Source organism: Phenylobacterium sp. (assembly GCF_965284355.1).
GTDB lineage: Bacteria > Pseudomonadota > Alphaproteobacteria > Caulobacterales > Caulobacteraceae > Phenylobacterium.
Genome location: NZ_OZ260078.1, coordinates 4,783,728 through 4,805,527, shown reverse-complemented (window position 1 = coordinate 4,805,527; position 21,800 = coordinate 4,783,728). Strand labels below are relative to the sequence as shown.

At 67.3% G+C, this 21,800-nt stretch carries 13 protein-coding genes; 7 read left to right on the top strand and 6 right to left on the bottom strand.

From position 1 onward, the window contains the following. Position 1 precedes the first annotated feature (1 nt). Positions 2 to 1,537, bottom strand: coding sequence for a cryptochrome/photolyase family protein (locus tag ACQ66R_RS23560; protein WP_430426117.1), 1,536 nt, complete (start codon positions 1,535 to 1,537; stop codon positions 2 to 4). 86 nt (positions 1,538 to 1,623) lie between these two features. After that, positions 1,624 to 2,982 carry an NADP-specific glutamate dehydrogenase gene (gdhA, locus tag ACQ66R_RS23555; protein ID WP_430426116.1) on the bottom strand — a complete coding sequence of 453 codons (1,359 nt, stop codon included), beginning with the start codon at positions 2,980 to 2,982 and terminating at the stop codon, positions 1,624 to 1,626. A gap of 177 nt (positions 2,983 to 3,159) precedes the next feature. Here gdhA and ACQ66R_RS23550 point away from each other — a divergent pair, with 177 nt between their 5' ends. From ACQ66R_RS23550 to ACQ66R_RS23525, 6 genes are read left to right on the top strand one after another with little or no spacing between them, the layout of a single operon-like run. Next, positions 3,160 to 4,806, top strand: a complete 1,647-nt coding sequence (locus tag ACQ66R_RS23550; RefSeq protein WP_430426114.1) for an acetolactate synthase large subunit — start codon at positions 3,160 to 3,162, stop codon at positions 4,804 to 4,806. Positions 4,807 to 4,829: 23 nt separating this feature from the next. Beyond that, positions 4,830 to 6,263: an aldehyde dehydrogenase family protein gene (locus ACQ66R_RS23545; protein WP_430426112.1), complete on the top strand. Its 1,434-nt coding sequence runs from the start codon at positions 4,830 to 4,832 to the stop codon at positions 6,261 to 6,263. Positions 6,264 to 6,286: 23 nt separating this feature from the next. Then, positions 6,287 to 7,147, top strand: a complete 861-nt coding sequence (locus tag ACQ66R_RS23540) for a metallophosphoesterase (RefSeq protein WP_430426110.1) — start codon at positions 6,287 to 6,289, stop codon at positions 7,145 to 7,147. A gap of 33 nt (positions 7,148 to 7,180) precedes the next feature. Next, positions 7,181 to 9,016 (top strand): CHASE2 domain-containing protein, encoded by a 1,836-nt coding sequence (locus ACQ66R_RS23535; RefSeq protein WP_430426108.1) that lies wholly within the window; start codon positions 7,181 to 7,183, stop codon positions 9,014 to 9,016. A 59-nt stretch (positions 9,017 to 9,075) separates the two neighbouring features. Next, positions 9,076 to 9,693 carry a TetR/AcrR family transcriptional regulator gene (locus tag ACQ66R_RS23530; RefSeq protein WP_430426106.1) on the top strand — a complete coding sequence of 206 codons (618 nt, stop codon included), beginning with the start codon at positions 9,076 to 9,078 and terminating at the stop codon, positions 9,691 to 9,693. After that, the gene (locus ACQ66R_RS23525) at positions 9,690 to 10,439 is read left to right on the top strand and encodes an SDR family oxidoreductase (RefSeq protein WP_430426104.1); all 750 of its coding nucleotides are present in this window, start codon (positions 9,690 to 9,692) and stop codon (positions 10,437 to 10,439) included. Before ACQ66R_RS23530 ends, ACQ66R_RS23525 begins: the two co-directional genes overlap by 4 nt. A gap of 7 nt (positions 10,440 to 10,446) precedes the next feature. Here ACQ66R_RS23525 and ACQ66R_RS23520 read toward each other — a convergent pair whose 3' ends face one another. The 4 genes from ACQ66R_RS23520 to ACQ66R_RS23505 are packed head-to-tail and all read right to left on the bottom strand — an operon-like array spanning position 10,447 to position 19,733. Further along, on the bottom strand, positions 10,447 to 14,469 hold the full coding sequence (locus ACQ66R_RS23520) for a hypothetical protein (protein WP_430426102.1): 4,023 nt from the start codon (positions 14,467 to 14,469) through the stop codon (positions 10,447 to 10,449). 7 nt (positions 14,470 to 14,476) lie between these two features. Then, positions 14,477 to 16,507, bottom strand: coding sequence for a hypothetical protein (locus tag ACQ66R_RS23515; protein WP_430426100.1), 2,031 nt, complete (start codon positions 16,505 to 16,507; stop codon positions 14,477 to 14,479). A 2-nt stretch (positions 16,508 to 16,509) separates the two neighbouring features. Beyond that, positions 16,510 to 18,468, bottom strand: a complete 1,959-nt coding sequence (locus tag ACQ66R_RS23510; protein ID WP_430426098.1) for a heme-binding protein — start codon at positions 18,466 to 18,468, stop codon at positions 16,510 to 16,512. Then, positions 18,465 to 19,733 carry a multiheme c-type cytochrome gene (locus ACQ66R_RS23505; protein ID WP_430426096.1) on the bottom strand — a complete coding sequence of 423 codons (1,269 nt, stop codon included), beginning with the start codon at positions 19,731 to 19,733 and terminating at the stop codon, positions 18,465 to 18,467. The genes ACQ66R_RS23510 and ACQ66R_RS23505 overlap by 4 nt, the downstream gene beginning before the upstream one ends. Before the next feature lie 478 nt (positions 19,734 to 20,211). On the opposite strand from ACQ66R_RS23505, the gene ACQ66R_RS23500 reads away from it, so the two are divergent. Next, the gene (locus ACQ66R_RS23500; protein ID WP_430426094.1) at positions 20,212 to 21,786 is read left to right on the top strand and encodes a ShlB/FhaC/HecB family hemolysin secretion/activation protein; all 1,575 of its coding nucleotides are present in this window, start codon (positions 20,212 to 20,214) and stop codon (positions 21,784 to 21,786) included. The last annotated feature ends 14 nt before the right edge of the window (positions 21,787 to 21,800 follow it).

The window sequence follows — 21,800 nt, the reverse complement described above, 5'->3', positions numbered from 1 at the left end:
ATCAGGCCCGGGGCACAGCCCCGAGCCGCAGCCTCACGGCCTCGCCCTCCGCGCGGATGGCGGCGTGGTCGTCAGCCATGGCGGCCAAGGCGCGGTACGGCAGCGCCATGCGCGGATTGCCCTCCAGACGTCTCTGATTGCGGATCAGGAAGTCCCAGTAGAGGACGTTGAAGGGACAGGCCCCCTCGCCCCGCTTCCGAGCGACGTCGTAGGCGCAGCCGGCGCAGTAGTCGCTCATGCGATTGATATAGGCGCCGCTGGCCGCATAGGGCTTCGAACCGACGACGCCGCCGTCGGCGTAGATGGCCATGCCGTGCGTGTTCGGCGCCTCGACCCATTCGAAGGCGTCGATGTAGACCGCCATGTACCAGGCGTTGACCTCGTCAGGATGCACGCCGAGCAACAGCGCGAGATTGCCGGTCACCATCAGCCGTTGAATGTGGTGCGCGTAAGCGTGCCTCTGGGTGACGCCGACCACATCGCGCACGCAGGCCATGTCGGTGTCGCCGGACCAGAACGCCCAGGGCAGCGTGCGATCGGCATCGAGCGCGTTGGTGCGCAGGTAGTCTTCGCCCTTGAGGTCATAGACGCCGCGGACGAACTCACGCCACCCGAGGATCTGGCGGATGAAGCCCTCCACCGCGTTCAGCGGGGCCCGGCCCGCGCGATACTCGGCTTCGGCCCGGCGGCAGACATCGAGCGGGTCCAGCAGGCCGATGTTCAGCGCCGCCGAGATACGCGCGTGCCAGAGGAACGGCTCCCCGCCTTTCATACTGTCCTGCCAGTCGCCGAAGCCTGGCAGGATATCGGCGAGGAAATGGGCGAGCAGGGACTCGGCTTCGGTCTGCGATGTGGCCCAGCCGAAGGTCGTCGTCTCGCCGAACTGGTCGGGGAACCTGGCCTCGACCATGCGGATGACCTCCAGGACCACAGGCCTCGGCGCGATCCGCAGCCGTTCGGGCGGGCGCACGTTGCGCGGCAGGCGCTTGCGGTTTTCGGCGTCGTAGTTCCAGCGCCCGCCCGCAGGCTTGTCGCCGTCCATCAGCAGGCCGGTGCGGCGGCGCATCTCCCGATAGAAGAACTCCATCCGCAGCTCGCGGCGTCCCTGGGCCCAGGCCTCGAACACGCCTCTCGAGCAGATGAACCGATCGTCGGGCCGAACCTGAAGGGGGACCGGCGCCTGCAGCGCCAGCCCTTCGAAAGTGCGTGTCAGCCGGTGCTCGCCAGGCTGAGTGACGACGATCCGGTCGAAGCCGCCTTCCCCAAGCGCCCGCAGGATTTCGCCGGGGAGGTCCTGCGTGTTGGCCGGATCATCGAGCCGCACGTAGCGAACATCCACGCCCCGCTCCGTCAGCCGTTCGGCGAACCGGCGCATGGCGGCGAACACCAGGACCAGCTTCTGCTTGTGATGCCGGACATATGTGGCTTCGGCCATGACCTCGGCCATCAGCACACGGTCGCCTGGCGCTAGGTCCCGCAGGGCGGACAGGTTGTCGGATAGCTGGTCGCCCAGGACCAAACGCAACGTTCGGGGCATGCCGCTTCTATCCCGCCTTGTGGGCCCAACGAAAAGCGCCGCCGCAGTCTCCCGCGGCGGCGCTCACGATCAGACAGGATGTGGTCTTAGACGACCCCGAACGCCAGCATGGCGTCGGCGACCTTCTTGAAGCCCGCGATGTTCGCGCCCTTCACATAGTCCGGCACCTTGGAGCCCGCACGGCCGCCGTATTCCAGGCAGGAGGAGTGGATGCCCAGCATGATGTCCTGCAGCAGGCGCTGGAGCTCTTCTTCCTTCCAGGAGATGCGCGCCGAGTTCTGGCTCATCTCGAGGCCCGACACCGCCACGCCGCCGGCGTTGGCCGCCTTGCCGGGCGCATACAGGATCTGGGCGTCCTTGAAGACGTGCACGCCTTCCAGGTTGGTCGGCATGTTGGCGCCTTCGGAGACGCCGATGCAGCCGTTCTTGACCAGCGTGCGGGCGTCGTCGCCCAGCAGTTCGTTCTGCGTGGCGCAGGGCAGCGCCAGTTGGCAGGGCACGCCCCACGGCGTCTTGCCGGCGTGGAACTCCGAGCCCTTGAACTCCTTGGCGTACTCGCTGATGCGGCCGCGGCGCTTGTTCTTCAGCTCCTTCACCCAGTCGATCTTCGCCTGGGTCAGGCCTTCGGGGTCGTAGATGAAGCCCTCGGAGTCCGAGAGCGTCAGCACCTTGCCGCCCAGCATGGTGACCTTCTCGGCCGCGTGGGTGGCCACGTTGCCCGAACCCGAGATCACGACCGTGTGGCCGGCGATGTCCTTGCCCTGGTTCTTCAGCATGTTCTGCAGGAAGTAGGTCGCGCCATAGCCGGTGGCCTCGGTGCGGATCAGCGAGCCGCCGTACTCCAGGCCCTTGCCGGTCAGCACGCCGGTGAACTCGTTCGTCAGGCGCTTGTACTGGCCGAACATGTAGCCGATCTCGCGCGCGCCCACGCCGATGTCGCCGGCCGGCACGTCGACGTCGGCGCCGATGTAGCGATAGAGCTCGGTCATCATGCTCTGGCAGAAGCGCATGACCTCGCCGTCCGACTTGCCCTTCGGATTGAAGTTCGAGCCGCCCTTGCCGCCGCCCATGGGCAGGCCAGTCAGCGCGTTCTTGAAGGTCTGTTCGAAGGCCAGGAACTTCAGCACGCTCTCGGTGACCGAGGGGTGGAAGCGGATGCCGCCCTTATAGGGGCCGATGGCGTTGTTGTTCTGGACGCGCCAGGCGCGCTGGACGCGCACGTTGCCCTTGTCGTCCTGCCAGCAGACGCGGAAGCTGATCACGCGATCGGGCTCCGCGATCCGGCGCAGGATCTGCGCCTCGTGATATTTTTCCTTGTCCTGGATGAAGTCGAAGATGTCCTCGGCCACTTCCTGGACCGCCTGCACGAACTCCGGCTGACCCGGATTGCGGCGCTTCACGCCCTCGATGAAGGTCGGAAGATCGACGTGATCGCTGACTGCCATGCTTGAATCCCCCTGATGTCCGGCGCGTTTTCGCCCGGCCGTTTCCCGCTCAACCTTAGCGGCGAATTCGGTACGGTCTAACGCGAATTGCGGACGCACTCGCCTCTCAGACGTTTCGCCCTTCACAAGTCCTGGGAATTTGCGACAACACGTTGTGTTGGGATGGGGGCTATAAAAATGACCAAGGCGTCTGATCTTTTCGTGCAGTGCCTCGAAGAGGAAGGCGTCGAGTACGTCTTCGGTGTCCCTGGCGAGGAGAATCTCGACTTCCTGGACAGCCTTTCGCGCTCGACGAAGATCAAGCTCATCCTGACGCGGCATGAACAGGGCGCGGGCTTCATGGCCGCCACCTACGGTCGACACACCGGCAAGGCCGGGGTCTGCGTGGCCACCCTTGGCCCGGGCGCAACCAACTTCGTGACGGCCTCGGCCTACGCCCAGCTGGGCGGCATGCCGATGATGATGATCACCGGCCAGAAGCCCATCAAGAAGTCCAAGCAGGGTCGGTTCCAGATCCTGGACGTGGTCGACATGATGAAGCCGATCACGAAGTACACCCACCAGTTGGCGTCGTCGGACAACATCCCGAGCCGCATTCGCGAAGCCTTCCGCCTCGCCCAGGAAGAGAAGCCGGGCGCCGTCCACATCGAGTTTCCCGAGGATGTCGCCGACGAGCACACCGAGTCGATTCCGCTGCCCAAGTCCAACGCGCGCCGCCCGGTCGCCGACGAGAAGTCGATCCGCGCCGCCGCCAAACGGATCGAGCAGGCCAAGTCGCCGATCCTGGTGATCGGCGCCGGCGCGAACCGGACCATGACCAGCCGGATGCTCACCCAGTTCATCGAGAAGACGGGCATCCCGTTCGTCTCGACCCAACTGGGCAAAGGCGTGATCGATGAGACCAACCCGAAGTTCATGGGCTGCGCGGCGCTGTCGGCCGGCGATTTCGTGCACCGCGCCATCGGCGCGGCCGACCTGATCATCAATGTGGGTCACGATGTCATCGAGAAGCCGCCGTTCTTTATGCAGCAGGGCGGCACCGAGGTGATCCACATCAACTTCCGCTCGGCGGAAGTCGATCCGGTCTACTTCCCGCAGTACGAGGTGATCGGCGACATCGGCAACGCCATCTGGCAGATCAAGGAAGATATCCTGCCTCAGGCGGGCTGGGACTTCGCCAAGATGCACAAGGCTCGCGCCGCCGAGGTGGAACACGCGGCCAAATACGATACCGACCAGCGCTTCCCGATTTACCCGCAGTATCTGGTGAAGCAGATCCGCGAAGCGATGCCGCAGGACGGCATCATCTGCCTCGACAACGGGGTCTATAAGATCTGGTTCGCACGGAACTATCCGGCCTACATGCCGAACACCGTACTGCTCGACAACGCGCTGGCCACCATGGGCGCGGGCCTGCCGTCGGCCATGGCCTCGTCGATGGTCTATCCGGACCGCAAGGTCATGGCGATCTGCGGCGACGGCGGCTTCATGATGAACAGCCAGGAGATGGAGACCGCCGTCCGCCTGAAGCTGAACATCACCGTGCTGATCCTGAACGACAACAGCTACGGCATGATCCGCTGGAAGCAGGCGAACATGGGCTTCAAGGACTGGGGGCTGACCTACGGCAACCCCGATTTCGTGAAGTACGCCGAGAGCTATGGGGCCAACGGCTATCGGGTGGAGAGCGCCGCGGCGCTGCCGGCCCTGCTGAAGAAGTGCCTGGACACGCCTGGGGTGAACCTCATCGATTGCCCGGTCGATTACTCCGACAACGACCTCATCCTCAATCGCCAGATCAAGGAACTCAGCGCGGCCGTCTAGGCGCGGAGGCCAAGGACACCGACATGACCGCGCTTCGGGATTCCTATCCCCTCTATCTGGCCAACGAGGCCCAGACTCCGAACCTCGATCTCGAGGTGACGGACAAATACACCGGCAAGGTCGCCACCCGCGTCGCGCTGGCGAACGCCAAGATCATCGACGCGGGGATCGCCGCCACCGTCGAGGCGGCCGAGCCGATGGCCAGAATGCCGGCCTACGCGCGCCAGGAGGTGCTGGCGCACTGCGTCAAGCGCTTCCAGGAACGGTTCGAGGAGCTGGCCTATGCCCTGTGCATCGAGGCCGGCAAGCCGATCCGCGACGCCCGCGGCGAGGTCACCCGCCTGATCGACACCTTCCGCATCGCCGCGGAAGAAAGCGTGCGGATGACCGGCGAGGTTCAGCCGCTCGACATCAGCCCGCGCGCGAAGGGCTATCAGGGCATGTGGAAGCGGGTGCCGATCGGCCCCTGCTCCTTCATCAGCCCCTTCAACTTCCCGCTCAACCTGGCGGCCCACAAGATCGCCCCGGCGATCGCCGTGGGCTGTCCGTTCGTGATGAAGCCCGCCTCGCGCACGCCGCTGGGCGCGATCATCATCGGCGAGGTGCTGGCCGAGACCGACCTGCCCAAGGGCGCGTTCTCGATCCTGCCGGCTCAGCGCGACGGGGCCGACCTGTTCACGACCGACGAGCGCCTCAAGCTGCTCAGCTTCACCGGCTCGCCCGGCGTGGGGTGGGATCTGAAGGCGAGAGCCGGCAAGAAGAAGGTGGTGCTGGAGCTGGGCGGCAACGCCGCCGTGGTCGTCGATGCCGACACCGACCTGGACGACGCCGTCGAGCGGATCATCTTCGGCGCCTTCTACCAGTCGGGCCAGTCGTGCATCGGCGTGCAGCGGATCATCATCCACGCCTCGATCTACGACGAACTCAAGGACCGCCTGGTCGCCAAGACCAAGACGCTGATCGCGGGCGATCCGCGCGAGGAGGCCACGTTCGTCGGCCCGATGATCGACGTGAAGGAGGCCGCCCGGCTCGACAGCTGGATTCAGGCCGCAGTGGCCGACGGCGCCACGCTGCTGGTCGGCGGCAAGCGCGAGGGCGCGATGCTGGAAGCCACGCTTCTGGAAGGCGTCGGCCGCAAGGCTGCGCTCTATGCCGAAGAGGCGTTCGGCCCGGTGGCCATCCTGTCGAAGTTCACCGACTTCAAGGATGCTCTGGCCGAGGTCAACGACTCCAAGTTCGGTCTGCAGACCGGCGTCTTCACGCGCGACCTCTACAAGATGCTCGAAGCATGGGACCATCTCGACGTGGGCGGAGTCGTGATCGGCGACGTCCCCAGCTACCGGGTCGACAATATGCCGTATGGCGGAGTGAAAGACTCGGGGCTTGGCCGCGAGGGCGTGAGGTTCGCGATGGAGGACATGACGGAAATTCGCAATCTCGTCATCCGTCGCCGCTGAGCTTGCGTATCTGACATGGGACGGTGCGCGCTGCTTGGGGAGGCGGCTTGGTGTTGACGATCGCGCAGATCACTGACCTGCACGTGACGACGGACAAAGATCCGCTGAATCAGCAGCGGAACGAAGAACGTTTGCGTCAGGTCATGCGGGCGATACACGAGCTGCGTCCGCGGCCCGTGGCTATTGTCGCGAGCGGCGACCTGGTCGACCGTGGCGAACGCGAGGAATACCTCGAGCTGGAACGGCTTATGGCCGACAGCGAGATTCCGATCTTCTACGCGGTGGGCAATCACGACAGCCGCGAAGGATTCCTGTCCGTGTTTTCGGGCCCGGGCGCCCAGACCGACGCCAACGGCTACATCCAGTATGCGGTCGATTTCGGCCCCATGCGCATGGTGGTGTGTGACACGCTGGAAGGCCCCAACCACGGCGACTACGACGAGGTCCGTGCAGCGTGGCTGGCCGAGACGCTGGACGCCGAGCCCAACAAGCCCACCGCCGTGATCCTCCACCATCCGCCGATCCCGAGCGGCATCCAGTGGATGGACCCCGACCCGGATTCCCCCTGGATCGCGCGTCTTGCCCAGGTCCTGAAGGGCCGCGACCAGGTCCAGGTCATGATGTGCGGCCACATCCACAGGGCGTTCACCGGCCTGTTCGCGGGGCATGTGTTGTCGGCGGCGCCGGCCACCTCGATCCAGCTGACGCTCGATCTCACCGAGGTCGATATGCACGTGCCCGACGGTCGCGAAATCCTGGTGGAAGAGCCGCCGGCGTTCGCGCTCCTGATGTGCCACGCGGGCCACCTGACCACCCACACCTGTCAGGCCGGCGACTACACCCCCGCCGTCACCTACAATTTCCCCTTCCGAACCCTCGCCTGATCCATGGCGGGAGAGACCAAGCGTCGGGGGCCGATGAATCTGCTGCTAGGCGCGGTGCGCCGCCTGCGCGAAGCTGGCGGGAAATTCTGGGCCGACGTGCTGGTTCTGGGCTTGGCCGCCGCCGCCGCCACAGCCGCCGCGCTTTGGATGGGCAGCACCACCCCGGTCCGGTTCGTGGAGAACCTGACGTCCGACCTGCGCATCGCCACCGCGGCGCCGGCCGCCCAATCGAAGTTCGTGATCATCAAGATCGACGACGACGCGCTGAACGCGATGAGCGAATCCTCGCCCTGCAAGTGCCTGTCGCCGATCAACAAGGCCTGGCTGGGCGACCTGATCGCGACCCTGGATTCCAAGGGCATCAAGGCCGTCGCCGTCGACTATCTGCTCGACACGTGGAGCACGCCTGAGGAGTTCGCCGACTTCCAGGCCCGGATCGAGCCGGTGAAGGCGCCCATCGTGGCGGCCGTCGACCCGCAGCTGACACCTGGCGTCGACTTCCCGGTGGCCAAGAAGCTGAACTACGCCGACGCCCGTGCCCTGATCGGCGTCGACTACGACGACGTGATCCGCCGCTACGACCCCTTGCCCGGCAAGGTTCCGGCCCTGGCCACCGCCGCCGGGATGGTCGCCGAGGGCTACAAGCCCGTGAAGGGCGAGTTCGAGATCCGCTACCGCCATGCCGACCCTTCGGTGAAGGCCGAGAACACCGGGGCCATCGCGCCGTCCTACTCCGCCGCCTTCGTGGCCTTCCTGCCCGACGCCTTCTTCAAGGACAAAATCGCCTTCATCGGGCGCGTGACCCGCTCGGCTACCGCCGACTCGACCACGCTCAAGGACGACATGCACACCACGCCGATGCGGTTCATGGCCGGCCACTACGACGGCACGCCGGGCGTCGAGGTGCATGTGCACGCCCTGTCCCAGATGCTGGCCGGCGACCGCATCAGGAAGCCGGGGATCGTGCTGAGCGCCCTCCTGGTGTTCGCCACCGCCGTAGGCGGCGCCCTGCTCGGCCGTTCCACCCAGCGCTGGCTGATCTCGATCGCCATCCTGCTGGTCAGTATCGGCGTCTACGGCGTGGGCTCGTGGTTGGCCTACCAGCAACTGGCCTGGATGGCGCCGATGACCACGCCGGCCATCGGCTTCGGCCTCAGCTTCTTCCTCATGAGCCGGCTGGCCGCGGCCGAGTTGCAGACCCAGCGGGCGTTCTATTCCTCCACCCTCGAACGCTACCTGGCGCCCCAGGTCATCGACCGGATGGTCGACGGCCAGGAAGAGGTGAAGATCGGGGCCGAAGAACGCGAGATCACCGTGATGATCTCCGACCTGGAGAACTTCTCGAACCTGGTGGCCAGCCTGCCGCTCGAGACGTTCGAAGGCGTGATCAACGAGTACTTCGACGGGGTGATCGACATCCTGTGGAAGCACGAGGCCATGATCGACAAGATGACCGGCGACGGCATCATCGCGATCTTCGGCGCCCCCGTGCCCTCGACCGACCACGCCGACCGCGCCATCGCCTGCGCGCGCGAGATCGATCTCTACGCGCTGGAGATCCGCAAGAGGATGATCGAGCGTGGGATCAACTTCGGCTACACGCGCATGGGCCTGTCGTCGGGCATCGGCCTGGTCGGAAACTTCGGCGGCGAGCGGCGGTTCAACTACACCGCCTATGGCGAGGTCGTGGTGATCGCGGCGCGCCTGGAAGCGGCCAACAAGACGTTCGGCACCCGCATCCTGTTCAGCGCCGACACGCTGAAGCTCGCCAAGGTCACCGTGCCGATCGAGGCCGTCGGCGAGATCGACCTTAAAGGCGTGCCGGTGCCAATCCCGGCGTATACGACCCCGATCGACGCGGCGGTCTGATTTCCGAGCTATATTGCGGAACTTGACGGTACCGATATGACGTGAACTTATGGATACCCATGGGTACCGTTAATCCATCGACCGTTGGACGGCCCCGCGATCCTGAGACCACCGCCGGCATCCTCGACGCCACGCTGCGGCTCCTGGCCGAGCACGGCTACGCGGCCACCAGCACCGCCCAGGTCGCCGCCCTTGCGCGGGCCAGCAAGGCCACGCTCTACCGCCGCTGGCCCAACAAGTTCGCGCTGGTCGCCGACGCCATCCGCCACGGCCTGCGGACGGCCAATCCGGTCACGCCACGCACCGGCGATCCACGCGAAGACCTGGTGCGGGTTTTGGAGAACCTGATCCGGGCCATGGCCGACACGCCGCTGGGCGGGGCGATCCGCGCGGTGATTTCCGACGCCGCGCACGAGCCCCAACTGTCGGCCGCGCTGCAGGACGTGACCATCGAGGCCCGCGAGCGCGGACCGATGCGGGCGCTGGTGCTGGAGGCCCAGGATCGAGGGATGCTGGCCCCAGACACCGACATCGGCCTGCTCCTCGATCTGATGCTGGGCGCGCCGTACTTCCAGCTTATCGTCCGGCAGGTCACCCCGCGCCCCGAGCAGGCCCGCGCCTTGGTGGACCAGCTCATTCCCCTGCCCTCCACGCCGCACCCTGGGAGCCGGCCATGAACCTCGACGGACGCACCGCGCTGGTCACCGGCGCTGCGCGCGGCATCGGCCGCGAACTGACCCGCCATCTGATCGCCGCGGGCTGCCACGTGGCGGCGGTGGGCCGTGAAGCCCGGGCCCTGGCCGAACTGGAGGCCGAGCATGTGGGCCAGGTGACCGCCTGGCCGGCCGACCTGGCCCGCGCCGATGAGGTGGACCGGCTGGTGCGCGACGTCCCGGCCCGGCATCCCAACCTCACGCTCCTGATCAATAACGCCGGCGTCCAGGTGACCGCCGACGTGCTGGCCGACGAACCCCAGGCCCTGCGCACGGCGTTCCGCGACGAGATTGCGATCAACCTGGATGCTGTCGTCGGACTGTCGACCGGCCTGCTGCCTCACCTGGCGAAGCAGCCATCGGCAGCGATCCTCAACGTCTCGAGCGGCCTGGCGCTGGCCCCCAAGGCCTCGGCCCCGGTCTACTGCGCAACCAAGGCGGCCGTCCGCAGCTTCACGAAGGCGCTGCGCTACCAGTGCGAGGACGCCGGCCTGAAAGTGCTGGTCGCCGATGCGGTCATGGCCCTGGTCGACACGGACATGACCCGCGGTCGCGGCGCCGGGAAGATGAGCGCCGTAGACGCCGCGGCCGAGGTTCTGGCGGGGCTGAAGGCCGACCGGAACGAGATCTACGTCGGCAAGACGAAGCTGCTGGCGCTGCTGACGCGGGCCGCGCCGAGCGTCGCCGAACGGATCATGCGGCGGGGCTAGGCCGACCTCAGCGGTCGGCCTGCTGCACCATCCCCGGACCCAGCCACGCGGTCATGTCGACCGCGTCGGTGACGCGGTACGGGCGGCCCCAGCGGTCGGTGAAGAACCGTTCCATCTCGTCGCGCTTGAACGGGCGCGAGCCCAGGCGGCCGAAGATCGCCATCTGGTGGCCGCTCTCGTCCACCGCGCGGTCGCGGTCCAGACCCTTCGACACCGACAGCGCCGCCGATGGAGTCCGCGCCCAGGCGATCAGCTCGGGCTTCGGCGCCGGCGAGAAGCCATAGAAGTTCGGCTGCGTCGCCGGTCCGATCAGCTGCACCACCTTCATGCCGTTCTTACCGTCGGCGATGTAGGCGAACAGCGAGGCGTTGGTCGAACCCACGACCACGTCTTCGGCATCGTTGATCGCGCCGCCGGCGTCGAACTTCTGGTAGAGGCGCGGCCGCTCGGGATTGGTCACGTTGACGATGACCAGGCCGTCCTTCTTGGCCGCCACATAGGCGTAGGTACGGGCCACATAGACACGGCGGGCGTCCACCAGCGGGATCGTCGCGCCCTCGATCAGCCTGGGCTGTTCGAGCTTGGTCACGTCCAGAACTTCCAGGCCGCGCTGGGTCGTGACCCAGAGGTAGCGGAACTGGAGCGCCGAGCCACGCACGTTGGGCAGCGCCACGGTCGTCACGTGCCGCGGCTGCAGCGGGTTGTTGAGGTCGACCACCACCAGGCCCGCGTCGGCGGCGATGTAGGCGTAGTGGCCGCCCAGCGTGATGTGGCGCGCGCCTTTGAGAACCCCGCCGGCGTTCCAGGTGACCGCGCGCTTCAGCATGTTGTTGCGCGGATCGCCGTCGGCCAGCGTGTTGACGTTGACGAGGATCAGGCCCTCTTCGCTGTCGGTGATGACCGCGTACGAGTAGAGCGGGTGGAATTCCTGTTCTTGGTTGGCCTGGAGCAGGCTGACGTCGCCGCCCGTGACCGCGTCCTTCACCATGATCGTCTTCATCGCCTCATTGCGAAGCGGGGCGATGTTCTGGTTGGTCGCCAGCGCCATGCAGGTGGCGTTCTTGGACTGCACGCGGGTGTCGTGGCCCAGTGGCGAGAACGGCGCATTGATCACGCGCTGCGAGACGCCCTTGTTGGCGATGCTGGCCGCATCGAGGACGTGGAAGCCGCCCTTCCCTTCCGCCGTGAACAGGTACTCGCCGCGCAGCTGGACGCAGCGGGCCGCGCCCTCGGTCTTATGGGTGAAGTTCGAGAACTCCTCAGCGCTGTCTTCCTCGCCGCCTTTCAGGCCGTCGACGAAGGGCTTGCCGCGGACCCAGTTCTTCAGCTCGCGCTTGTTCTGGTCGACGTGCAGCTTGAAGAAGTCGGGATAGGCATAGCGGTGCAGGTAGCTGCCGATCACCGCCTGCGGCTCGCTCCACTCGGAGACGCGCGTGGCCTGGATGCCGCCTTCGAGACCCACCCAGGCGTTCTGGCCCACGAAGTTCACGAAGTTGGTCCCGAGCAGCAGCAGCTGGGCCATGATGGCGTTGTTGTCGTTGGCCGCGCTCACGTGGCAGTCCGTGCAGGTCTTGGTCTCGGTCGTGCGCACGGTGTGCGGGAAGTGCGGCGCGAACGCCTGGCTAGAGAAGCCCGACGCCGCGATCGGCGGCTGTTGCACGTAGATCCGCTCGCGGTTCACGTTGGTCGAGGACAGCACCAGGGCCGACGACGAACGGACCGGTGCGATGGTCGAGCCCTTGGTCGTCTGATGACGGCCCAGCTGATACATGTCGTCCCGGGCGACCTGCGGGTTGTAGGTCGCGTAGTTCCGGGTCTCCTGCTCTTCGTACTTGTGGGTCTTGGTCTTCCAGTTGGCCTCGATCGGAAGATGGCAGCCGGCGCACGCCGTGGTCCACGAGGTGTGGCAGGCGAAGCATTCCATCTCGTCGTCGTTGTGCGCGCGCTCGCCGGCCGGCACGCCGGGGCCCCAGGCGAACGGCTTGCCGTTCTGGCTGATCTTGCCCATCAGCTTGGCGCGGGCCGACTTGGCGTTGAAGTCCGGCGAATTGCGATCGACCGTGTCCTTGGTCAGCTTGATCCGCCACTCCAGCTTGGGATCCAGCAGCGAACGCTGGATCAGCACCTGACGGCCGTCGCGCTCGACCCACTCGAACCGGCGCTGGCCGTCGGGGTTGCGCAGCAGCGAGAGGTCGTTGCCCTTCGGATCCGCGGCCGGTCCCGAGGTGCGAAGGGTCGGATAGGCCGACGAGCTGCCGTGGCAGTCCTTGCAGCGGATCTCCACCGCGTTGGCGACTTCGCCGTAGATCAGGCCCGTGCCGTGGCTGTCGTTCGAGAAGTGGCAGTCGGCACACTGCATGCCCTTCTCGGCATGGATGTCCATCATGTGGACCGCCTTGCCGGGCGCATTCTGACCGACGGGCGTGAACTCGGGCGCACCCTTCTTGTGGAACTTCTCGGGGTCGTCGTTGGCGACGACGGCGCCGTCCTTGTCGAGCAGGTTGCCTTCGCGGTCACGCTTGAAGATGGCGCGGAAGTTCCAGCCGTGGCCGTGATAGTCGGCGAACTGGGTGTCCTTCAGCTTCCTGTTCAGCCCGAAAACCTCGCGCAGGAAGTCCAGGTCGGCCCACTTGCCGCGCGGCGCGGCGCCCTCGGGGTTGCGGTTCAGGACTTCGCGCATTTCCGCCGTGGACGGATACTTCTGCTTCTCCGGCCACATCGAGGGCGCGTCGGCCTCGTAGTCCCACATCGTGTAGCCGAGGTAGGTGTTCACGAACATATTCGGCTGGTGCATGTGGCAGTTCATGCACTGGGCCGTGGGGATGGCGCGCGTGAAGTAGTGCTTGATCGGGTGGCCCGATTCCTTGCGCTCCACGACTTCGTTGGTGTGGTGGTCGACCGTCCACTTGATGGTCGGGTCCGCCTGGGCGCTCTGGCCATCGCGACCGTACTCGGCCCACGTCACGCTGGCGTGCGGCTGGCGGTTGTTGGCGTAGACCACGTGGCAGCCCGCACAGCCCGACGAACGATAGTCGCCCGGCTGGTCGTTGGTGCCCATGAACCACATGAAGGGGTCGTTCAGGCGGGTCTTGTGGATGTTCAGTAGCGGGATCGCCGCACGCAGGCCGGTGCCCGGGCCGCGGTTCGACTGGCGAATGTCGGGACGGCCCGGCTCTTCCAGGCGCTGGATGGCGCCGTTGGCGTTGGGCAGGCCCACTTCGGCGAACTGGGTGTTGATGTTGCGACCGCCGCGCTCGAACACGCGGAAGATGTCGGCGGGCGGCGTCACCTGCCAGGTGGGCAGCGGATAGAGGGTCGGCAATGCGCCACGCTTCGCCTGCTCGGGCGAAACCGTACCGTGCGGCTTGCCGTGACCCGGGCTGGCGCTCAGCAGCCGCGCCGGCTCGCCATGCGCGGTGTAGGCCTCGCCGAGCACGTAATTCTTATAGGGCACGATCCCGTTGTTGTAGGACGCGCCCCCGAACAGCATCGCGCCGGTGGCCATCAGCGAGCGCTCGGCCTTCTCGATCAGCTCCATGTGGCAGGCGCCGCAGGCCTGGCGCGCGACACGATAGTCAGACGGGTTCACGAACCGGACGAACTCAGGGCTCTCCTTGTTGAGCAGCGTATAGCTGGCCTTCGGATTGGCCGAGCTGGGGTAGTGCCAGGTCTTCGGGTACTTGGGCAGCACGTGGGCCTTGTCGCGCAGCGCGGCATAGCCCGGCGCATTCATCGCCATGCCGGCGGGAGCAAACACGGTCGCGTCGCCGCCGTGGCAGGACGCGCACCCCAGCTTCACCGCCTGCGACAGGTGCATCGTCTTGGCGTCTGAGTCGGTGTGGCACGAGACGCAGCCCTTGCTGGCCGCGTCGACCTCAGCATCGGTCATGCCCAGCTTGGCGGCCGGAGCGGTGACGTAGGTGCGCTTCACCGGCTTCTCGGCGTCGCTGGCCTTGAGAGACACGGGCGCGAAGACGGTCAGCGCCACCAGCGCCCCCAACCCCAGCCATTTTCTCCCGAATTTCAGCATCTTGCCCCTAGAAGGTCAGAATGGCGTTGAGCAGGATCGAGTAGTACTTGTCGTGCCGGGCCGTGTTCGAGAACAGGTCGTTGAAGCCCTTGCCGGCATCGAACACCGCGACCGAGCCGCGGAACACGATGTTCTGCGTCATGTGCGGACGCCAGATGGTCGAGACTGAGGCGTCCCAGCCCAGCGACTTCGGGATCGAGCCTTCCTGGCGCAGGGCCTGGACGATCGAGGTGTTGGCCATGCCGATGTGCTGGACGTTGGTCGAGATTCGCAGTTCGGGCAGGACATCGAAGTCGGCGCCGCCGCCCAGCACCACGGTGCCGGGATTGTTGAAGTTGGACTGCCCCTCTTCCTTCGAGGACCGGAGCGAGTTCAGGATGCCATTGCGCCCGTTCACCCCGATGACCCGGCCGCCGCCGGCGAACGGAATAGTCTGGCGGATCCAGTAGCTGGTGTCGGAGCCGGCGAACTGCGGGTTCTCGAAAATCGAGTCGAAGCCGCGCTCGCGGTTGTCGTAGGGGTCCTTGTCGCCCGAGGCGTACAGGCCCGTCAGGCGCACCCGGATCCAGTCGAAATCCATCGACGGCTCGGCGGCGACGAAGTAGCTGCGGATCTTGGCCGGGCGGCCGGTGAAGATGTTGTTCCGGTCCTCGCCGAACGCGTAGTAGGCCGAGGCGGTCAGGTTGACCCGCCCGATCCGGCCGTCGGCGTTGTAGCCCAGATAGGTGACGTTGTAGTTGCGCCCACGCAGATCGCCGATCAGCGCCGGCCGCACCGGGAAGCCGTTCTTGTCGATCTGGATCTCGTCGCCTTCGCCGTTGCGATTGTGGACGATCGTGACCTGCGAGGTGATCCCCGGCAGCGGCAGATCCTGGCGATAGACGTTGGCCAGGAAAATGTAGTCGTCGCGGAGCCGCTGGGTCAGGTCGTTGAGGCCCGAGTTGGTGTCCTTCTCCACGCGCCAGAAGGCGGCTAGGTTGTACTGGAAGCGATTGTTGTCGCGGTTGCCGAACAGCCGGACGCCGAGTTGGTTGTCCTGGAACAGGAAGCCGCGGAAATCGCTGGAGAACGGCTGGATGCCGATGCGGATCGAGTCGAAGTCGTAGCGGTCCGAAACGTTGCTCAGGTGCTTGTCGACGAACAGTTCCTGCACGCCGATGAACGCGTCGTTCCGATTGGTCTTCTTCGACGGCTCGACGTAGAGCACCCGCTTCTCGGGCACGTCGACGTAGTTGTCCTGGAACGCCAGCGCGATGCGGAACTCCAGGTCCGGCGGCTTGTAGGCCGTCGAGCCCTGGATCAGCGAGGCGGCGGCGATGAAGGTTTGGGCGAGCACCAGGCTCGAGTCGCGCCCGAAGATGTCCAGGCTGCCGGGCCGCGAGGTGGTCTGCACGCTCACGGGGATCGGGAACGTCCGGGGTTCGACCACCGTGTCCGAGATGCCGGTGAAGGCGAAGAACCAGTCGTGCGTCCCCTTGATGGGGATGTCGCCCTTCAGGAAGTTCTGGTTGTAGGGGTCGAACCAGCGCGGCTTGGTGACGCCCAGCGCGCCGGCCAGACGCCAGCGATCGGGGATCGGGACCTCATCGTGCGGGAATGCGTCGGGCGGCGGCGCGCGCACGGCCCCGGGGTTGGTCTGATCGATCGCCGGCGGCAGTTCCTGGATGCGCCCGGGGCGGCGGCGGCCGTCCAGCGGCTTGTCGTCGGCAGGAACCGGCTCGCTCTCGGGCGGCGGCACGGCATCGACGGGCGCGGTCGGCGCGGGCTGGGCCGCAGCGGACGGGGCATGCTCCTGATCCAGAGCCGCCAGCTGGAACCGGCCATCCATCGCCAGGACGTCATCGATACTGCGGCCCTTGTTGCCGCCCCGCACCACGGCCTGGGCGTCCTGACCGGCGACCGCGCCCGAGTCCGTCGCCGCCGCCTGGGCGAGGATCTCGTCGATGGTCAGCGCCTTGCCGGCCCCATGCGCACGCGCCTCGGCCTGGCCGGCGAGGCCGGCGAAAGCGATGAGCGCAATGAGGGACACTTGGCGCATGCCTATTTCCCCTGGCAGGCGTTCTGGTCGTTGGTATCGAGGAACGGCGCGAACGGGCAACCCACATAGCGCAGCCTCGCCGGCGCCACAGGTCCCACGATCAGTTGGTCGGCGCGGATGCTCTGCGCCGCGTTGCCGACCGAGCCGCCCACCTTGAGACCGCCATTGTGCGTACCCAGGAACGCGATCATGTCGTCCTGGTCGATGCCGTCGCCCGAGATTCCGATGCCGCCGACGATGCGGCCGCCGCGATAGATCGGCACGCCGCCCGGGAAGATCTGAATACCGTTGGCCAGACGTTTCTGACCCGGCGCGACGTCAGGCTGGGCGGTGCAGACCTGGGGCGTGTCGGTCGCCGAGGCGCCCGTCACGAAGTTCAGGTGCTGGACCACGTTGCCGATGATGAGCGCCGACTGAAGACCGGTGGAGAGCGGGCTCCACTGGGTGATCGGGCGGGATAGTGGTCCGTTTGGCCGTCCGACCTCACCGTCAGGATAGTAGGGCCGCGACAGGTTGCCGATCGTGCGGGCGCCGAACGCGGTGCGGCCGGTGAACACGTTGGTGTCCGCGAAGAAGTCGCGGGACTTCTGGACGAAGCTGCGCACGTCGGCGCTGGGGTCGGCCAGGAGATCGGACGCCGCGAACGGCGCCGAGAAGAACATCGCCGTGCGCGCCTTCTGGGCCGAGACGTCGATGCCGAACACCGGGGCGTCGGGCGAGCGGACGATACCGAGGATCTGGCCGCGGGTGTCGACCACACTGAGCGAAACCTCGGCGCGGCTGTCCAATGGGCGACGGATTTGGGCCCGCGCCCGGCTCATGATCGTGAAGGCCTCTTCCAGGATCGCCCGGACTTCGGCCTGGGTCAGCGGCGTCAGGCCGTCGGCCCCGTCGGTGCCGCCGCGGATCGGGAAGCGGTTCGCGCCAGAGCCGTTCGACAGCACCATGGCGCCGGCAATCGAGAACTCGGCCGTCGTGGCCAGCCGCAGGCCCGAGGCCTCTGTCCCATAGACCTGGCCGGCCAGGGCGCCGCCGCCGGCGTAGTAGCCGTTGACCGCAGTGAACGCGCCCGTGCCCGCCGGCAGGCTGGCGAAGGCCGGCGCGCTGGACGGCGTCGAGCGCAGCGTGCCCGAGTTGGCGTCGGAGAAGCGCAGCGACGTGCCGTCGACGGTCACCCGGTCGGCGCGGATCTCTTCCGGCGCCAGGAACCCGGTCGCGGCGGCGAAGGCGATCGCCTCCTCCGCGTCGTCTTCCACGTCGAGGATGTTCTTGTCGAAGCCGTAGTCGCCGTCGGCCATGATGCCGACGCCGCCCACCAGGACGCCGCCCTTGTACAGTGGCAGGCCGCCCGCATCGGCCGACAGACCGAGCGGCGAACGGCGAGGCCCGGTCACGTTCGAAGCCACACGGGTGGTCACGTCCGAGCACGGCAGCGACGAGAACTGCACCCCGAACAGCGGGCCGCTCTCCAGGCCCACGGTCGTGGGGGCCGGCGGGAAGTGTTCCTGCACGATCTGGCTGGCGGTGCGGGTCGAGAACGCGTTGCCGCCCGACGACAGATAGGCCCCGGTGATGGCCTTGGCGATCGCGGCCCCGGCCGCGGGCACGACCGCGCCCTGGGCGTCGGTGTTCACGCCAGTGGGGCCGGCGCGCAGCGTCGCGGTCGCGCGCGCGCCGGTCATCGAATAGACGGCCAGCACATTGCCGACCCGGTCGCTGACGGCGATCACGGCCGGCAGGTTGCGGGCGCGCGCCTCGGCCACGGCCTGGGCGATGATCTGCTGCACCTCGGCCGCCGTCAGCGCCTGCGCGCCCGGCAGCGTGTAGACGCCCGTCGCACCCGTGGGCGGTGGCGTCGTCACGGGCGGCGTGGTCGAGCCACCGCCGCCTCCGCCGCCGCCTCCGCAGGACGCCAGCGCCAATGCGGCCAGAAACGCGGCCGAACGGGCCAGTGGCTTCATCGCAGCGACCTCGCGGCCTGGGCGACCTGGGTCAGCGAGGCCCGGAAGGCCTCGGGACGATAGGCATTGGGGTCCCGCACCTGAGCATAGGCGCGATCCAGGTTGGGGCGGATACGCGCCACCGCGCCACGGTCGGCCTGGCCGGACGAGACCAGCGCGTTGAGCAGAGTGTCGGCCGCCATCACCGCCTGGGCGCTGCCCGTGTAGTCGGTGTAGCGGCGCGCGATCTCGCCCTGGAGGATGGTGTCGACGATCGCCAGAGTCTCAGCCCGCGAGAAGCTGCGCGCGGCGAAGGCGTCCGAAAGCGCCCGCGCCGTGCCCGCCAGCTTCGCCGCGGCCCGCACCGATTCGGCCCGGTCACGGGCGATCGCGGCATGGAACGCGCGGCTGTCCGCGTCGAGCCGGGCCGCCAGCCCCGGGGCCACCACCTTCGCGGCCGCCGAGAGCATGATCATGTTCTCGTCGTTGAACGGCGGCGTGCCCGACGGGATCGGACGGCCTGGGTTGGCCTGCCACTGCGGGCGGGCCTTGGGATCGTCCGAAATCTGCCGGTGGCAGGCATGGCAGTCGAAGAAATAGAGCTCGGGGAACACACCGCGCGTGCGGCCCGGTTCGCCGTAGAGCGTCAGCGCCCGCTCCAGCGCCATGGCCTGGCCCACGGCCCAGGTCTTGACCCCGCCCGCGTGGCCCTTGCGCTTCACATAGTCAGCGTCGACGTCCCAGTGCTGCTGCAGGCTGGAAAACAGGTCGAGCTCGAAGGCGACGCGCGGGTGGCCGGCGGCCATGATCTCGTGCGTCACGAACTGGCCCTGGCGGGACCCACCGAAGTGGCAGTCGAGGCAGACGCTGGCGCGAACCTTGGGGTTCTCAAGAGCCCGCATGCCGCGGGAGACGTTGTCGGCGTGGGTGCCGCCCACGGCGCGGTGGCTGGCCAGCCAGTTGCGCGATCCGCCGTGACAAGCCTCGCAGCCGACGCCGTCGTTCAGCTGGAACTTGGCGCCGCGCAGATTGGCCGGCGCGGGATCGGCATGACAGCCCAGGCATTGGCGAGCGACGCCCTCTTCGCCCAGGCCCAGCTTGCGGATGATCGCCTGGCCGCGGCCTTCGTACAGAACCTTGTAGGCGCGGCTGTGCGCGCCGGTCAGGCTGGACGGGTCCTGCCAGCTGATCAGCTCGTTCTGGCGGACGTTGACGCCCGAATCGACCTGGCGGCTGTGGCAACTGGACCCGGCGCACGAGGCGACGCCTTCGTGGACTGCGGCCATGGACGAATTCTCAGGCGCGGCCGTGGCCGTGCGCCCTCCGCTCAGGGCGAAGGCGGCAACGACGGCTGCGATCGTCGCGCATAGCGCGCCGACGACTCCCGACGCTCGTGCTCCCCCCATAGGCCCTCCCCCGGCGAACAGGTATCCAGTCTTAGCGGGCTCACACCCGCTTAGGTAGCCCGAATACGGCGCATTCCTGTCAAAACCAACCCCAGACGCTTGCCGTGGCGGCACCGTCGCCCAGTAGGAGTCTTCGCTTAACAACACCTTTTGCGAAAGGTAAGACTGTTCGAACTTAGGGTGTGGGGGTGCGCGTATGTTTGGGGGTGATCGTGCCGCGCGGCGCGTCGGCCATTGGCCACGCATTGGGCTGCTCGTACTCGCGACGACCGCCCTGACTTCGCCTGCGCTATCTCAATCTACGCCTGGCGCAGCCGTCCCAGGCGTCACGGCCCCTGAGCTGGATCCGGGAGCGCGGGTGTCACGTCCGCCGCCGTCCCGCGGCGGCGGCGCCTTCACCGCGGAGCCGCCCGGCCCCTGCCCGCTCGAGTCGTCCGACGTTGAAGTCACGCTGAACAGCGTCAGTTTCCGTGGCGCGACGGCTGTATCCGACGCCGAATTGCGCGCCACTTATGCCGAATTTCTGGGCAAGCCCCAGAAGGTTTCGGTGATCTGCGCCATCCGCGACCGCGCCGCGCGAATCATCTTCGAAAGCGGCGTCCTGGCCCGGGTCGAGATCCCGGAGCAGCGGATCGCCGGCGGCGCGCTGACCCTCGAGGTCATCGAGGCTCATGTGGTCAATGTCCGCGTCCGCGGCGATGTGGGGCCCGTACAGGAAGCGATCGAGCGTTACGCGGAGAAGCTCAGGGGCATGAAGCCCTTCGACATGGCCAAAGCCCAACGCTATCTGCTGCTGGCGTCCGACGTGCCGGGCGTTCGCGTGCGGGCCGCGGTGCGGCCGTCGACCAGCGCCGCGCGCGGCGCCGTCGACATCGACTTGAGCGTCGCCCGCGAGGGGCCTTCCGCCTTCGTCAACATCACTAACACCGGCTCCGAAGCCGCGGGCCGCTGGGGCGCCCTGCTGCGGACCGAACTCGCCGGCTACACCGGCTACGGCGAGAGCACCGCGATCACGGCCTTCCACACCATGGACTCCAACGAGCAGTGGCTGCTGCAGGTGGCCGAGAGCGCCCGGTTCGGCTCGGAAGGCCTGACCGGACGCGGCGCCCTCACCTACGGCGAGAGCCGCCCGGGCGGCTCGCTCGGCCCGCTGAACCTCAAGAGCAAGTCACTGGTGGCCAATCTCGAGGCTGCCTACCCGTTCGTCCGCTCGCGCAACCAGAACCTGAACCTGGTGGGCGGCCTGGACCTTGTGGACCAGAAGACCAGCGTCGGCGGGGCGGGACGTCTCAGCCATGACGAGCTGCGTGTGTTCTACGCCCGCGCCGACGGCGACTACCGCACCGAGGTCGGTGGCCGTCCGATGCTGCTGAGCGGCGGGCTTGGGGTCCGAAAGGGACTTTCGATCCTAGGCGGCAGCGACGCTGGCGATGCGCTGCTAACGCGCAAAGCAGCGAAACCCGAAGCGTGGGTGGTCAAGGGCCAGGGCGGCATCGACATCGCCTTCACCGACCGCCTGACCGGCATGGTCCGCGGTCAGGCGCAGTATTCTTCCAGCCCCCTGCTGCCCTATGAGCAGCTCTCGCTGGGCGGCCTCACGGTGGGCCGTGGCTACGATCCCGCCGCCGTGATCGGGGACAAGGGGATCTCGGGCGCGTTTGAGCTGCGTTACGGACCTCTGGCTGTGCACCCCAAGGTGCAGGCCGCGCCCTACATGTTCTTCGACACCGGCTATGTGGCCAACAACAACATCCGGGTCACCGGCGTGGAGAAGAGCCGCTCGCTCTCGTCGGTCGGCGGCGGCGTGATCTTCCGCGTCAACAACCGCGCCAATCTTGAAGTCACCTATGCCCACCCGCTGGACAACACGCGTCCCGGCGGGCCGCGTCGGGGCGACCGCGTGCTGATCCAGCTCACGGCCAGCCTGCTATGATGCGAAGGGGGGAG

Coding starts and splice junctions, on each gene's coding strand:
- ACQ66R_RS23530 (WP_430426106.1), top strand. CDS start 9,076: ATGGGTACCGTTAATCCATCGACCGTTGGACGGCCCCGCGATCCTGAG.
- ACQ66R_RS23525 (WP_430426104.1), top strand. CDS start 9,690: ATGAACCTCGACGGACGCACCGCGCTGGTCACCGGCGCTGCGCGCGGC.
- ACQ66R_RS23520 (WP_430426102.1), bottom strand. CDS start 14,469: ATGCTGAAATTCGGGAGAAAATGGCTGGGGTTGGGGGCGCTGGTGGCG.
- ACQ66R_RS23550 (WP_430426114.1), top strand. CDS start 3,160: ATGACCAAGGCGTCTGATCTTTTCGTGCAGTGCCTCGAAGAGGAAGGC.
- ACQ66R_RS23560 (WP_430426117.1), bottom strand. CDS start 1,537: ATGCCCCGAACGTTGCGTTTGGTCCTGGGCGACCAGCTATCCGACAAC.
- ACQ66R_RS23510 (WP_430426098.1), bottom strand. CDS start 18,468: ATGAAGCCACTGGCCCGTTCGGCCGCGTTTCTGGCCGCATTGGCGCTG.
- ACQ66R_RS23515 (WP_430426100.1), bottom strand. CDS start 16,507: ATGCGCCAAGTGTCCCTCATTGCGCTCATCGCTTTCGCCGGCCTCGCC.
- ACQ66R_RS23545 (WP_430426112.1), top strand. CDS start 4,830: ATGACCGCGCTTCGGGATTCCTATCCCCTCTATCTGGCCAACGAGGCC.
- gdhA (WP_430426116.1), bottom strand. CDS start 2,982: ATGGCAGTCAGCGATCACGTCGATCTTCCGACCTTCATCGAGGGCGTG.
- ACQ66R_RS23535 (WP_430426108.1), top strand. CDS start 7,181: ATGAATCTGCTGCTAGGCGCGGTGCGCCGCCTGCGCGAAGCTGGCGGG.
- ACQ66R_RS23505 (WP_430426096.1), bottom strand. CDS start 19,733: ATGGCCGCAGTCCACGAAGGCGTCGCCTCGTGCGCCGGGTCCAGTTGC.